General features: G+C 58.9%; 14 protein-coding genes. 5 read left to right on the top strand and 9 right to left on the bottom strand.

The genetic code is table 11. The annotated features are described in order from the left end of the window. Window positions 1–177 precede the first annotated feature (177 nt). The 3 genes from E5K03_RS05915 (at window position 178) to E5K03_RS05905 (ending at window position 2,775) form a co-directional block, all read left to right on the top strand. On the top strand, window positions 178–834 hold the full coding sequence (locus tag E5K03_RS05915) for an NfeD family protein (RefSeq protein WP_138005430.1): 657 nt from the start codon (window positions 178–180) through the stop codon (window positions 832–834). Window positions 835–907: 73 nt separating this feature from the next. Then, window positions 908–2,080, top strand: coding sequence for an SPFH domain-containing protein (locus E5K03_RS05910; RefSeq protein ID WP_138005429.1), 1,173 nt, complete (start codon window positions 908–910; stop codon window positions 2,078–2,080). Between the two features lie 65 nt (window positions 2,081–2,145). Continuing rightward, a complete protein-coding gene (locus E5K03_RS05905) occupies window positions 2,146–2,775 on the top strand; it encodes a winged helix-turn-helix transcriptional regulator (RefSeq protein ID WP_138005428.1) in 630 nt (209 codons plus the stop codon). 35 nt (window positions 2,776–2,810) lie between these two features. On the opposite strand, the gene E5K03_RS05900 is transcribed toward E5K03_RS05905, so the two are convergent. Genes E5K03_RS05900 through phnD form a run of 6 tightly spaced genes read right to left on the bottom strand, consistent with a single transcriptional unit; the run spans window position 2,811 to window position 7,779 of the window. Continuing rightward, on the bottom strand, window positions 2,811–3,524 hold the full coding sequence (locus tag E5K03_RS05900) for an HAD family hydrolase (protein WP_138005427.1): 714 nt from the start codon (window positions 3,522–3,524) through the stop codon (window positions 2,811–2,813). Between the two features lie 26 nt (window positions 3,525–3,550). Further along, window positions 3,551–4,105, bottom strand: coding sequence for a hypothetical protein (locus tag E5K03_RS05895; RefSeq protein ID WP_138005426.1), 555 nt, complete (start codon window positions 4,103–4,105; stop codon window positions 3,551–3,553). A gap of 6 nt (window positions 4,106–4,111) precedes the next feature. Further along, window positions 4,112–4,918 carry a phosphonate ABC transporter, permease protein PhnE gene (gene phnE, locus E5K03_RS05890; protein ID WP_138005425.1) on the bottom strand — a complete coding sequence of 269 codons (807 nt, stop codon included), beginning with the start codon at window positions 4,916–4,918 and terminating at the stop codon, window positions 4,112–4,114. After that, a complete protein-coding gene (gene phnE, locus E5K03_RS05885; RefSeq protein WP_138005424.1) occupies window positions 4,918–5,718 on the bottom strand; it encodes a phosphonate ABC transporter, permease protein PhnE in 801 nt (266 codons plus the stop codon). Before phnE (E5K03_RS05885) ends, phnE (E5K03_RS05890) begins: the two co-directional genes overlap by 1 nt. A gap of 3 nt (window positions 5,719–5,721) precedes the next feature. Next, the gene (phnC, locus tag E5K03_RS05880) at window positions 5,722–6,546 is read right to left on the bottom strand and encodes a phosphonate ABC transporter ATP-binding protein (protein ID WP_138005423.1); all 825 of its coding nucleotides are present in this window, start codon (window positions 6,544–6,546) and stop codon (window positions 5,722–5,724) included. 6 nt (window positions 6,547–6,552) lie between these two features. Then, window positions 6,553–7,779: a phosphate/phosphite/phosphonate ABC transporter substrate-binding protein gene (gene phnD / locus E5K03_RS05875; RefSeq protein WP_240729953.1), complete on the bottom strand. Its 1,227-nt coding sequence runs from the start codon at window positions 7,777–7,779 to the stop codon at window positions 6,553–6,555. A gap of 174 nt (window positions 7,780–7,953) precedes the next feature. On the opposite strand from phnD, the gene E5K03_RS05870 reads away from it, so the two are divergent. After that, entirely contained in the window at window positions 7,954–8,649 is a 696-nt protein-coding gene (locus tag E5K03_RS05870; protein ID WP_138005421.1) for a hypothetical protein, read from the top strand. Window positions 8,650–8,667: 18 nt separating this feature from the next. On the opposite strand, the gene E5K03_RS05865 is transcribed toward E5K03_RS05870, so the two are convergent. The 3 genes from E5K03_RS05865 to E5K03_RS05855 all read right to left on the bottom strand — a co-directional run bounded on the left by E5K03_RS05865 (window position 8,668) and on the right by E5K03_RS05855 (window position 10,481). Continuing rightward, window positions 8,668–8,925, bottom strand: coding sequence for a DUF7123 family protein (locus E5K03_RS05865; RefSeq protein ID WP_138005420.1), 258 nt, complete (start codon window positions 8,923–8,925; stop codon window positions 8,668–8,670). 214 nt (window positions 8,926–9,139) lie between these two features. Then, window positions 9,140–9,685, bottom strand: coding sequence for an inosine/xanthosine triphosphatase (yjjX, locus tag E5K03_RS05860; protein ID WP_138005419.1), 546 nt, complete (start codon window positions 9,683–9,685; stop codon window positions 9,140–9,142). 25 nt (window positions 9,686–9,710) lie between these two features. After that, window positions 9,711–10,481, bottom strand: coding sequence for a cobalamin-binding protein (locus E5K03_RS05855; protein WP_138005418.1), 771 nt, complete (start codon window positions 10,479–10,481; stop codon window positions 9,711–9,713). A 262-nt stretch (window positions 10,482–10,743) separates the two neighbouring features. Here E5K03_RS05855 and E5K03_RS05850 point away from each other — a divergent pair, with 262 nt between their 5' ends. After that, window positions 10,744–11,724: a transcription initiation factor IIB gene (locus E5K03_RS05850; RefSeq protein ID WP_138005417.1), complete on the top strand. Its 981-nt coding sequence runs from the start codon at window positions 10,744–10,746 to the stop codon at window positions 11,722–11,724. Window positions 11,725–11,776: the final 52 nt, after the last annotated feature.

Below are 11,776 nucleotides of genomic sequence, written 5' to 3'. Positions count from 1 at the left end.
GTCGCTATAGTTCGGTCAAGTTCTTCTACAGCCAGTACCCCTCAGTAAAATTTCACAAATAGGGTCTCCAGATTCACACTTCGCTTGGAAGTACGACCCGACCCGTGGTACTTTACGTGGTCGGCTTCGGCTGGCGTCACCAACAACTGTTATTCGTACTCGTCACGTAGGTTAACTATGGTTAGCCCGCTTTTGATTAACGCCTTTACGGACTCAATCCCGCTTTTGTTGATCACGGCGGGATTGCTCATTTCGCTGGCGGAGGCGATCGCTCCTGGGGCAAACTTTATTGTCGTCGGAATTGCACTCCTCGGCGCTGGACTCGTTGGCCTCGCGCTCGGTCCGCTTGCAAGTCCGTTTATCCTCGGAATTTTTGTGTTGCTGTTCGGGGCAATCGCCTTCTACGGCTACCACGAGTTGGATCTCTACGGTGGCAAAGGCCAACAACAGACTAAAGATTCGAAATCCCTCCGCGGCAAGACGGGCCGGGTTACAGAGCGAGTCACTCCCTCGAAGGGGCAAATTAAGCTCCGGGGTGGGGGCTTCAATCCGTTTTATTCGGCGCGATCGATGGACGGCGAAATCCCGAAAGGAACTGAAGTGATGGTGGTCGATCCCGGCGGCGGAAACGTCGTAACGGTCGAATCGTTAGACGCGATCGAGGGCGATGATATCGATCGCGAACTGGAAGCTGCACGACGAGCAAACGCTGAAAAGCGCCGCGAGGCATCTGCGGCTGAGCGATCTGACGGTGAACGCCGCCAAGAGTCTACGGGATCCGATCGCGAGGAGGTTGCCCGCGATCGCGAGCGCGAACCGGAGTTCGATCACTGACTGCAGTCTCGATCGATATCACCTCGAGAAACAGGGGCCAATTCTTATGAGTCAGACCCACCAAGACATTGGCATGGACCCCGTTACACTACAGATCGTCCCAGGATTGAGCATCGTCGGGTTATTGTTCATTTTCTTGGTCGTGGTAACGATCTGGCAGGCCGTTGAGATCGTCGACGCGTACGAAAAGAAGGCATTGACTGTCTTCGGTGAGTATCGAAAGCTGCTCGAGCCGGGGATCAACTTCATTCCACCGTTTGTTTCGCGGACGTATCCCTTCGACATGCGGACCCAGACACTCGACGTGCCGCGCCAAGAGGCAATTACCCGCGATAACTCGCCGGTGACCGCTGACGCCGTCGTCTACATCAAAGTGATGGACGCAAAGAAGGCGTTCCTTGAGGTCGACGACTACAAGAAGGCAGTCTCGAACCTCGCCCAAACCACGCTCCGTGCCGTGCTCGGCGACATGGAACTCGACGACACGCTCAATAAGCGCCAGGAGATCAACGCGAAAATCCGCAAAGAGCTCGACGAACCGACCGACGAGTGGGGTATCCGCGTTGAAAGCGTCGAAGTGCGGGAAGTCAACCCCTCGAAAGACGTCCAACAGGCGATGGAGCAACAGACCTCCGCAGAGCGCCGTCGCCGTGCGATGATTCTCGAAGCGCAAGGTGAACGCCGCAGTGCCGTCGAGAAGGCTGAGGGTGACAAACAGTCGAACATCATTCGTGCCCAAGGTGAAAAACAGAGCCAGATCCTCGAAGCCCAAGGTGACGCAATTTCGACGGTGCTTCGGGCGAAGTCCGCCGAATCTATGGGTGAGCGGGCGATCATCGAACGCGGCATGGAAACGCTCGAATCGATCGGCCAGGGCGAATCGACGACCTTCGTCCTCCCGCAAGAGCTTACCTCGCTGGTGGGTCGCTACGGCAAACAGCTCTCTGGTAGCGATGTTCAAGAAGGACAGGCCCTCGAAGGCCTCGAGTTCGACGAGGAGACACGCGAGATGCTCGGACTCGACAACATCGAAGAGATCCTCGGACAGATCGACGAGGCCGCTGAACTCGACATTGAACAGCTCGAACAGGAGGCAGAAAAAGTCAAATCCGGCGATGCGGGCTCAGACATCCGATCAGCCGACGAGGTTATCGACGACGTTGACGAGGAGCCGATCGATGATGAGCTCGTGGAAACAGAGCCGTCGGCTGATGGCGGCCAGGCGGAGCTGGAAACAGAGAAATAGCTACTGGCTGTCCGGTCCGTTACTGACGAAGTACTTATATCCACCGCTGTATATCACCAACACGAATGAGCGGGCCGGTCGACGAACGGAAACGCGAGACCCTGCGTCGCTTTGCGGCGATCGGAGCGGCGACACCGTTCGTCGGTACTGCGGCGGGCCAATCGGACGCAGACGAGCCTGCTGATGAGAACGAAACCCGCGAGGCGATCCGTGGCTACGTCGACACGACGCCCGGAGCGCACTTTTCGAAACTCCGTGACGACCTCCGGCTTGGGACTGGTGAGGCGCAGTACCACCTCCGCCGACTCGAAGAAGGCGGCCGGCTCGAATCTGTCAAAGACGGCGACTACCGGCGATACTTCGTTGCCGATCGATTTTCGTCACTCGAGATCCGTGCGATCGGTTATCTCCGCCGATCGACGACTCGCGGGATAATTCTCGCCCTGTTAGAAGCGCCCGATCGGACAGGTGCAGCGATCGCCGAACAGGTTGGCGTCTCGCGGCCGACAATTAGCGCCGCGGCTGCGGATTTGAGTGAAGCTGGGCTACTCGATCGAAGCGACGGATACGTGCTTACCGAGCCTGAACTCTTGATCACGATTATCATCCGCTATGCGGACTCGTTCGGTCCTGAAGCGGTCACCTTCGCGGACGAGGCTGCGAAATATATCCACTACGATCCAGAGACCGCATGATTCTATCTGTTCGGGCGTGAGTGTACCAAGTGCTGCTATGCGGGCTCGGCGTTGAGGACCGCAAGAAGTTCGTCCAGCGAATCGATTTCGACAGCCGGTTTGGCCCCAAGTTCGACATCTTCGTTGTGCGAACGTCGGAGGAATACTGGTTTAAGTCCTGCTCGACGGGCAGCGATCACATCGGTCTCACGATCACCGACGTAGTAGCCTGCGGAGACACAGAGCGCGTCGAGCGCTTCGAGAAGGTAGTCCGGTTCTGGCTTTCGACGGGTGAATCCCTCGACGCCGAGGTCTCGACCTCTGACGAACGAGAACAAATCTAACCCAAAGTGCTCGGCAACGAACGTCACCGTCGGATGGTAGTTGTTGCTCACGAGCGCGACCGTTGCGGTTTCGGCAATCGATTCGAGCGCTTCGACGTCGGGATACAGTCCGCGCTCACCGGCTCTGAGACGCTCGATCGCAAACTTGGCGCTTGCGGCCTCTCGATCGGCGTAAAACGCGACTGGGTCGACGTCGATCACCTCGCAAGCGTCAATAAATTCGTCGGTGTACTCGTACGTGTCGAGCGCAGCAAGAACCGACGCCGGTGGGTCAATCTCGTAGTCGACGATCGTTTCGAGCAGCGCCTCGGTGTGGATGTCGGGATCGGATCCTCGGCCTTTGAGGATCACGCCGTCCATGTCGAAAAGAACAGCGTTCGTTACGGTTTCGGTCCGTATAGTGTGTGAAGCGCCTGTGCGTGGCATCTGTCTGTTTTGATTGCTACTGGCAGTCATTTTGGACAACCGCAATCGCCATCCCCTCCGAGTTCAATTGTATGGTGATACAACTCTGCGAGCGCGGCGGCCGCTGGCGGTGCCAGATTCTCGCCGTCGTCGTTCATCGCCGGTTCAGATTCCACGTGGGGTTCGCCAACCACGATACGCCCAACTGTCGATTGACTTTCGGTAGAACAGTCGTACACGCCCTCTCGTTTCACCGTCAGTTCTATCGAACCACCCGCGGGAATGGTCTCGCTCCACGTGTCACCGTCTGTCGGAATGCGCCCGCTGATCGTTTTGAGATCGCGATCGGGTTCGCTGTCGTTCGTCCACGTTATTGTCCCGCCCCGCATGAGGTGGACGAGCGGCGGATCGAACAGATCGTCTTCGGTCGTAATCGAGACTGTCGCGCTCGCAACTGGACTGTCTGCGATCGCCTCGGTGGCGGTCGTCTCGTCTTTGCTTGCTCCATCGCCAACGGTGGCCCGCTCAGCGCCGGCAAGACAGCCCGAAAATCCACAGATGCCGACGGCAGATACAAGTACTGTTCGTCTGGTTCGTTGCATTATCGCTCAGCGCACCTTCTGTCTGGCGTATGCAGAGATTCCTTCACTGATCAGGACAACCCCAAGGATGGCGATCAAGATTGCCGACACGGTCCGCCAGGCGAACGAGTCAATTGCTTCGAACAGTTGGACACCGATCCCGCCAGCGCCAACGAACCCGAGAATCGTCGCCGCGCGGACATTGATGTCCCAGCGGTACACCGAGATGCCGACAAGTGCCGGTTTGATCTGCGGGACGATGCCGTACAACAACAGCTTTGCCGGGGACGCACCAGTCGCTCTGATCCCCTCGACCTGTCCGAAGTCGATCTCTTCGATCTCTTCACCCAGGAGTTTGCCGAGGAACCCGACCGACCGAACTGCTGTTGCGACAGTCCCCGCGAGTGCACCGGGGCCGAACATGATAACGAACAACAGTGCCCAGATAATCACGTGAACCGATCGTGAAACGGTGACGATCAGTTTGCCCAGAAGGTAGGTGGCCTTGTTCGGCGTCGTGTTCTCGGCGGTAATGTACGCGACGGGTGCCGCCATCGCCACTGCGGCGATAGTTCCGATCACTGCAATGCGTATCGTCTCTGCCAGCGGGCCAACAACGTTCGGAAGATACGCCCAGTCGGGAGGGTACATCCGACCGAACAGATCCGCGAGCTGTACGGGTGCAGTTGAGACGTACTGCAGCGACATGTTACTGGTCTCTGCAAGCCAGATCCACGAGCCGATCACTGTCAGCGCGGCAACGACGACGAAGCCGATCCGCATCGCCCGATCGCGTCCCTCGTGTCGCGTCCACGTCTGGGTTGCGCTCGCCATTATTGGACCCTCCGTCTAACGACTGCGCTCACGAGTTCAGCGACCAACACAACCGCGATAATCACGATCAAAATCGCGGCGACATAGTCGTACTCGTAGCGCTGGTACGCGCGGTTGAGGAGCACGCCGATTCCGCCTGCGCCGACGATCCCGACGATCGTCGACGACCGAATGTTGATGTCCCAGCGGTACACTGCGAGACCAACGAACCGTGGGACGACCTGCGGGACGACCCCGTAAATCATTGCCTGCAGGGAGGAGGCACCGGTCGCGCGGATCGCTTCGACGCTTTTCATGTCGATATCCTCGATGTCTTCGGCGAGAAGTTTCGAAAAGAAGCCGATCGTTTTGAAGCTGATCGCGACGATCCCCGCGAGCGGTCCGAACCCGAGCGCGACGACGGCGATGATCGCGACAATGAGGCCGTCGATCGCCCGTGAGATGCTGATGATTGCCCGGCTCAGGTAGTACGTCGGTCGCGGCGAGAGGTTCTCGGCTGCGCCGAATGCCACGGGAATGCTGATCACGATACCAGAAACCGTGGCGATCATCGCCATCGCAATCGTCTCGATCATTGCATCTCGGAGCCGAGCGAGGTCGCTTTCGGCCGTTTCCGGCGGGAGCATCGATGCGATAAGCTCATAGCCGTATCCGAGTCCTTCAATGAACCGTTGTGGGGTGATCGCCAAGCCCGCGAGCGACCAGCCGATTATGCCGAGTGTGATCAGGTAGACGAGCCACTTCGTCCGGTGACTTCTGAAGGACGTTGGGCGACTCCACGTGTGTTGCTCCGTCGCCATGTCTCACTCCCTCACGGCGATCGGGTCTGACGAGCCATCGGTCGTCGGATCGACCTCGGTCCCTGTTTGTACTGAGGTCGTGTCAGGTATCTCTTCGCCCTTGTAGATCACGTCTTTAGCGTCACCGGTGAGATCAGCCGTTGGACCGTCAAAGACGAGCTTACCGTCGTGGAGTCCGAGGATCCGGTCAGAGTACTCCTCGGCGAGGTGCACCTCGTGGATATTGATGAGCACCGGGATGTTCCGATCGACCGCGATGTCGGTCAAAAGCCGCATTACGTCGCTCGAGGTCTCCGGATCGAGGCTCGAGGTTGGCTCGTCAGCGAGGATAATCTTCGGCTCCTGAACGACCGCTCTGGCAATGCCGACGCGCTGGCGTTGCCCGCCGGAGAGCTCGTCGACACGTTTGTTCTCCATACCGTCAAGACCGACCAGATCGAGCAGATCGTAGGCCCGCTGAACGTCTTCGGGTGGGAACTTCCGTCTGAACGCCGCCCAGTTCGAGACGTAGCCGAGCCGCCCCGAGAGGACGTTCTCCATGACGGTGAGCCGCTCGACGAGGTTGTACTCCTGAAACACCATGCCGATGTCGCGGCGAGCGTTTCTGAGTTCGTCCGTTCCGAGTGTGGTCAACTCTCTGTCGTCGAGGAGGACTTTTCCCGATGTCGGCTCGGTGAGTCGGTTGATACATCGAACAAAGGTGCTTTTGCCGGCCCCGCTGGGGCCGATCATCGCCACGACCTCCTGGCCGCTGATCTCGACGGAGACGTCTTTTAGCGCCTTATCGCCCGTGGGATAGACTTTTCCGAGATTTTCTGTTTGTAACATGCTCTCTCAGAGATTTCCGCTCTCGTACTCGACTTCGTTGTACCGTTGAATCACCAAAATATCGTTCCAGTGACGCTTGTACTCGATTTCGACGAAATCTGCGTATCCGGTCGATTCCTCGTAGCCGGTTCCTGCCCAGTCGGTGTCGAGCCAGACGCTTTTGATGTCCTCGACCAGACCCGGCTCGAGGTCGTACCGGTGGACGATCGGTCCCGGCGGGAAGGGGTTGCTCCCCCAGACGACTTTGTAGTCCTCGAAGTCGATGTCGTCCCGCGAGTTCACGAGATCTTCGATACAGGTGCTGCAGATCGGACCGCAGTCGTAGTCGCCGACGGCAATGCCGATCGCAGACTGGTCGTGACCGCCAGAGAACTCGACCTCGAAGTCCTCATCGGGCGTTACGTCGAAGTACTGATCGAACAGCGCCGACGGCGCCTGATGTCCGGAGTTCGACGCCGGCTCGGTGTGGGTCACGTTGTAGTCGGGGAAGTCCGCAACGCTCTGGATCTCATCCATATCCGTTCGAGTGATCGCGAGTAGCCGGTAGCCGAACTGGCCGTCGGCCTGTACCCCCGCCGCGAATGGAATCACATCCGCGAGATTGACTGCGAACGCGGTCGTTCCCGTCGAGACGTTGCCGATGTGTGCCCGGCCCGATCGGAGCGCTTCGACAGTCGCCGCGTAGGAGCTGACTGGCTCCCACTGGACCGTCTTGCCCGTCGCCTCTTCGAGGCGATCGAGAAGCGGCTGCACATTGTCCTGGTACTGTGCCTCACCCTCCTCGCCAGGTTGGTCGACAAACACGAGTGGTTCCGGATCGACCAATTCGCTCTCGTCTTCCGGTGGTTCCGGGAGTGGGTTTCCGTGTGCGACCTCGTCGACGTCTTGTTCGCCCATCGCTTCGAGGTCTTCGGTCCGACCGCGGATGTAGTCGTTCTCGACGATCGCGCTCAGGCGATAGTTGTTTTCCTCCCATCCGGGGTCGTTTGGGTCAAACTCGCTGTCGTCTCGGAGCATTGAATCACCCGAGCCGCCATTTCCGTTGCCGTCGCCGTTACCGCCGTTACCGTTGCCCCCGTTGCCGTTTCCACCGTTGCCATTGCCCTCCAGGCCGGCACCGGCCTCGTCACTGTTGCTGTCGTCGCTGCCGCCGACACAGCCCGCTAACGCCGCTGCTCCAGTTGCGCCGCCCAATATCAAGAATTTTCTCCGTGACTTGTGGTCTTCAACCATCACCAACATCTCTGGATAGGCTGGTAAAGTAGGCTGCTATGAGTCCTATATTCTACTTGATAATACACAATATTATATGCAAATTTTTGTCTTGATTGTAGATATATTTTACGTATATGCCACTATATAATTATAAATCGCATATTTCATATCGCGGCGAGCGGACCAATCGACATGGGAATCCTGCGAGTGCTCAACGGCAGTGACGAGGAACCGCCCGGCTTCGATTCAGCGGCAGTCCCGACAGCTCCCGGACGGCAGTCAATAGAATACGACGGTGCTGTGTACGACTGTATGATTGTTACCTCTCCGGACGGACGGTGGACGCTCGCGTACGGGCGGCGTCGCAACGCTTCCGAGTCGTGGGCCGCCCGTCTCCGTGAGAACCGTGTTGTCGACAATTGGTCGACCGATCGGCCGACCGCTGGTGCCATCGCGAACGACGGGAGCGCGACGATCGTCGAGTCCCAGGAGGCAAACTCGACTGTCACCCGACTTCGAGCCTTTGATGCCGAGGGCCGCGAACAACTCACAGAGCCGTTCGATGCGACGCTTCGGCGGCCCGCAATATCGGCGGATGGGACGCTTGTCGGGGTTATCACCCGCCCGCCGACAGTCGCCGTCGAGACGTTCTCGATCGCCGATCGCCGCCGAGAAGGCCGTCACACACTTGCCGGCCGCCGCGGTCGTCTCCTCGGATTTCACCAGCGGGCGTCGGGGCCGATCCTGTACGTTGCGACCAGGTCAGAGGATATTCCATACGTCGGGCTCTCGGCTCGCTGCGAGGTTGAGTGGAAGAGCGCACCCTACCGGATGTCACAATCGCTCGCTGATCGGGTTCGCGGCTGGATCAGTGCCGTCCGTTCATAATTACGGACGATCGGTTGCTCACGCGGTGACCATCCACGTCGTTCCAGAGGAGTACCCCCACTTTTCGATCGTCAACCCTGTCTCAGCGTCTCGGACTGCCCGCATGTTCGCGCCGACTTCTTTTGCGCTCAGGCCGAGGTCTTCGGCTATGAGGCGAGATTTGAAATACGTCTGTTCGTCGGCGTGTTCTTCGAGGTACTGGTAGATCCGCTGTTGTTTCTCCGAGAGCGAGGCGATTGGTTCTACGGCGACCGATTCCGTGATGGCGGTGCTCATACCTACTCATATGGTAGTTCAACTAATACCCCCTTTGGTAGAGCGCCCTAACAGACCGGTGCCTGTCGATTTTGTTTAATTATTCCGCGTGTTTGGATCACCTGGGTACCGATTGCGGTACGGTCGCCTAACGCGTCAACTGATCGTCCAGCAGCTCTCACGAGTCGGTCGCTCGTCCAGTGAACTTCGCGAGTTGATCGCCCGTCCAGCGAACCTACTGTGTTGGTTGACTGTACAGCGAACAGACAAACGGTCCGATCGCTCCGGCAACCGCGTGCGCGAGCGCTTCTGTCCGATCGATCCGACCGTTCGTGAACGCACCGGCTGCGCCCTGTGCTTTTGCGATCTCATTCGTCCCGAGCACGTCGTCCATCACTGGCCCCAACTCCTCACCGCTGTCAATACGATCGGCGATCGACGCCGGCAACGGGAGACTGGGACCGCTTGCGACTGTCGTTCGATCGCCGTCTGTGACGCTCGCCCACATCACGAGAAACGGCTCGTCGCCGCCAGGAAACCGTGCGACGCCGCCTTCGATTCCGACACCGAGATCGTACTCACTGGCTTCGAGCACTCGAGTCGCTCGCGTAACTGCGCCGCGTTTGGTCTCCTCGTGACCGGTAGGTTGTTCAGAAACCCCAGAGGAAACCGACACAGCCTCAACGGAGGCTCCCTTTGCGAACCCGTCTTCGTCACTCGTAATTACCTGCTGTACTGCCGCACGCTTGACCGGATTGGTGCTGCCGACGCCGATTCGCATACCGACTCTACCGGAGGCAGTGAGTTTAGCGTTCTGACTCGCCAGTAGCGTCCACAAATGCTTCAGGATGGAGCCGTCTGACCAACTGCTCAATTCCGTCGAGCAGCCGCGGACTCGGCTGGTTCAACAGTGAATCGTCAAAAACGTGGACTTCTGGGTCGATCGCCCACTCCCGAGAAGTAATCCGCTCGGGCGAGACACGATCGCCGAATCCACAGACGTGCAACACCGCGTGGTCGGGATTGGTTGACTCGATCGCCGCCTGAGAAACCTCCGCCGATCGCTCGCCTGCCTGGACAAATGGATATCGACCACCGGCAGCCTCGACAGCGTCCGGAACCCAGTTTCCCGCAGCCATCGGCGGGTCCGACCACTCTTCGCAGTAGACGACGGGTCGATCGCGCCCCTCGACAGCCGTGCGGACTGCAGTGAGTCGTTCACGCGACTGAGCCGCAAGTCGCTCACCGGCGGCTGGGTCGCCGATCGCCGCACCCAGATCCACAAAGCCCTCGATCACTTCAGAGAGGCGGGCTGGCTCTTGATGAAACACCTCGTAGCCGCGCTCGCGGAGTGCTTCTGTGACGTCTCGTTGAAGTGCGTCGCTCGTACAGACGAGATCTGGATCGACTGCCGAGAGGCGATCGTATTTGGGATTCAACCACCCACCGATTGTCTCAACATCGCGGTCTTCGAGTTCGCAGTGTGTGGTGACGCCGACAAGGCGATCTGCACCACCCATTGCTGCAATTGTTGCAGTAGCGCTCGGGGCCAACGAGACGATCCGATCGGATGCCATCGATCGCTGTTTCGTCCGAACGGATGAAAATCCTCCGCGTCGGATCGCTACTACTACGGCAGACCGAGCGGTCCGTTGTACCCTCGATAATACTTGGTATATAATAGCATGGTATAGCGTGGATATATCCCGGTTAATCAGCGTGGATTGGCCGTCTATTCAGGGAACACCAGCGGATTTAAGTAGTTTTCCTGCGTCCTTCGATCAAGGATTGCTTCCCGGGTTTTATCCCGCTCACCGGGAGCCCACACCCTCATACAGCATGAGCGAACACACGTACACAACCACCCGACAGCGACGGACGGCGCGCACCGAGGAAGACGAGAAAACCGCAGCGGAGTCAGAAGGGCTCCGCTGTCCGGAGTGCAGCGGCCACGTTATCACCGACGAGGGCCACGGCGAGACAGTCTGCTCTGATTGCGGACTCGTCATCACTGAAGATTCGGTCGATCGCGGCCCAGAGTGGCGAGCGTTCGACTCCCGCGAGAAAGATCAAAAGAGCCGCGTCGGTGCTCCGACGACCAACACAATGCACGACAAGGGCCTGTCGACCAACATCGACTGGCGGAACAAAGATGCCTACGGGCGATCGCTCGGCGCGCGTCAGCGCCAGAAGATGCAACGGCTCCGCAAGTGGAACGAGCGGTTCCGCACCCGTGACTCCAAAGAGCGCAATCTCAAACAGGCGCTCGGCGAGATCGATCGGATGGCATCGGCGCTCGGGCTGCCAGACAACGTTCGCGAGACGGCGTCGGTGATCTACCGCCGTGCTCTTGAAGAGGATCTCCTCCCCGGCCGATCGATCGAAGGCGTCTCGACGTCCTGTGTGTACGCCGCTGCCCGGATGGCCGGCGTTCCCCGGAGCCTCGATGAGATTTCGGAGGTCTCCCGCGTGGAGAAAAGCGAGATTGCCCGGACGTACCGCTACGTCGTCCGCGAGCTCTCCCTTGAGGTCAAACCGGCCGATCCCGAACAGTACGTGCCACGGTTCGCCTCCTCGCTCGAACTCAGCGAGGAATCAGAAATGCGTGCGAAACAACTCCTGCGAAACGCGAAGGAAAAAGGTGTCCACAGCGGGAAATCACCTGTCGGCCTCGCGGCCGCCGCGGTGTACGCCGCTGCGCTTTTGACCAACGAAAAGACCACCCAGGCGGCAGTGTCGGAGGTCGCCGACATCTCAGAAGTGACAATTCGAAACCGCTACCACGAACTGCTCGAAGCTGAAGAAGAACTGCTCGCCTGAGTCGTCCGGTGCTTTTGTTCGTCTTTTGATCCCGGAACACGCTTGTCAATCG

The sequence above is a fragment of the Halalkalirubrum salinum genome (genome assembly GCF_005543295.1).
Taxonomy (GTDB): domain Archaea; phylum Halobacteriota; class Halobacteria; order Halobacteriales; family Haloferacaceae; genus Halalkalirubrum; species Halalkalirubrum salinum.
The sequence above is the reverse complement of the archived record's forward strand: the minus strand, read 5'-3'. Positions and strand labels throughout refer to the sequence as shown.

Excerpts from the sequence above, each read along its gene's own strand:
- E5K03_RS05915 (WP_138005430.1), top strand. The coding sequence starts at position 178 with ATGGTTAGCCCGCTTTTGATTAACGCCTTTACGGACTCAATCCCGCTT.
- E5K03_RS05910 (WP_138005429.1), top strand. The coding sequence starts at position 908 with ATGGACCCCGTTACACTACAGATCGTCCCAGGATTGAGCATCGTCGGG.
- E5K03_RS05905 (WP_138005428.1), top strand. The coding sequence starts at position 2,146 with ATGAGCGGGCCGGTCGACGAACGGAAACGCGAGACCCTGCGTCGCTTT.
- E5K03_RS05900 (WP_138005427.1), bottom strand. The coding sequence starts at position 3,524 with ATGCCACGCACAGGCGCTTCACACACTATACGGACCGAAACCGTAACG.
- E5K03_RS05895 (WP_138005426.1), bottom strand. The coding sequence starts at position 4,105 with ATGCAACGAACCAGACGAACAGTACTTGTATCTGCCGTCGGCATCTGT.
- phnE (WP_138005425.1), bottom strand. The coding sequence starts at position 4,918 with ATGGCGAGCGCAACCCAGACGTGGACGCGACACGAGGGACGCGATCGG.
- phnE (WP_138005424.1), bottom strand. The coding sequence starts at position 5,718 with ATGGCGACGGAGCAACACACGTGGAGTCGCCCAACGTCCTTCAGAAGT.
- phnC (WP_138005423.1), bottom strand. The coding sequence starts at position 6,546 with ATGTTACAAACAGAAAATCTCGGAAAAGTCTATCCCACGGGCGATAAG.
- phnD (WP_240729953.1), bottom strand. The coding sequence starts at position 7,779 with ATGGTTGAAGACCACAAGTCACGGAGAAAATTCTTGATATTGGGCGGC.
- E5K03_RS05870 (WP_138005421.1), top strand. The coding sequence starts at position 7,954 with ATGGGAATCCTGCGAGTGCTCAACGGCAGTGACGAGGAACCGCCCGGC.
- E5K03_RS05865 (WP_138005420.1), bottom strand. The coding sequence starts at position 8,925 with ATGAGCACCGCCATCACGGAATCGGTCGCCGTAGAACCAATCGCCTCG.
- yjjX (WP_138005419.1), bottom strand. The coding sequence starts at position 9,685 with ATGCGAATCGGCGTCGGCAGCACCAATCCGGTCAAGCGTGCGGCAGTA.
- E5K03_RS05855 (WP_138005418.1), bottom strand. The coding sequence starts at position 10,481 with ATGGCATCCGATCGGATCGTCTCGTTGGCCCCGAGCGCTACTGCAACA.
- E5K03_RS05850 (WP_138005417.1), top strand. The coding sequence starts at position 10,744 with ATGAGCGAACACACGTACACAACCACCCGACAGCGACGGACGGCGCGC.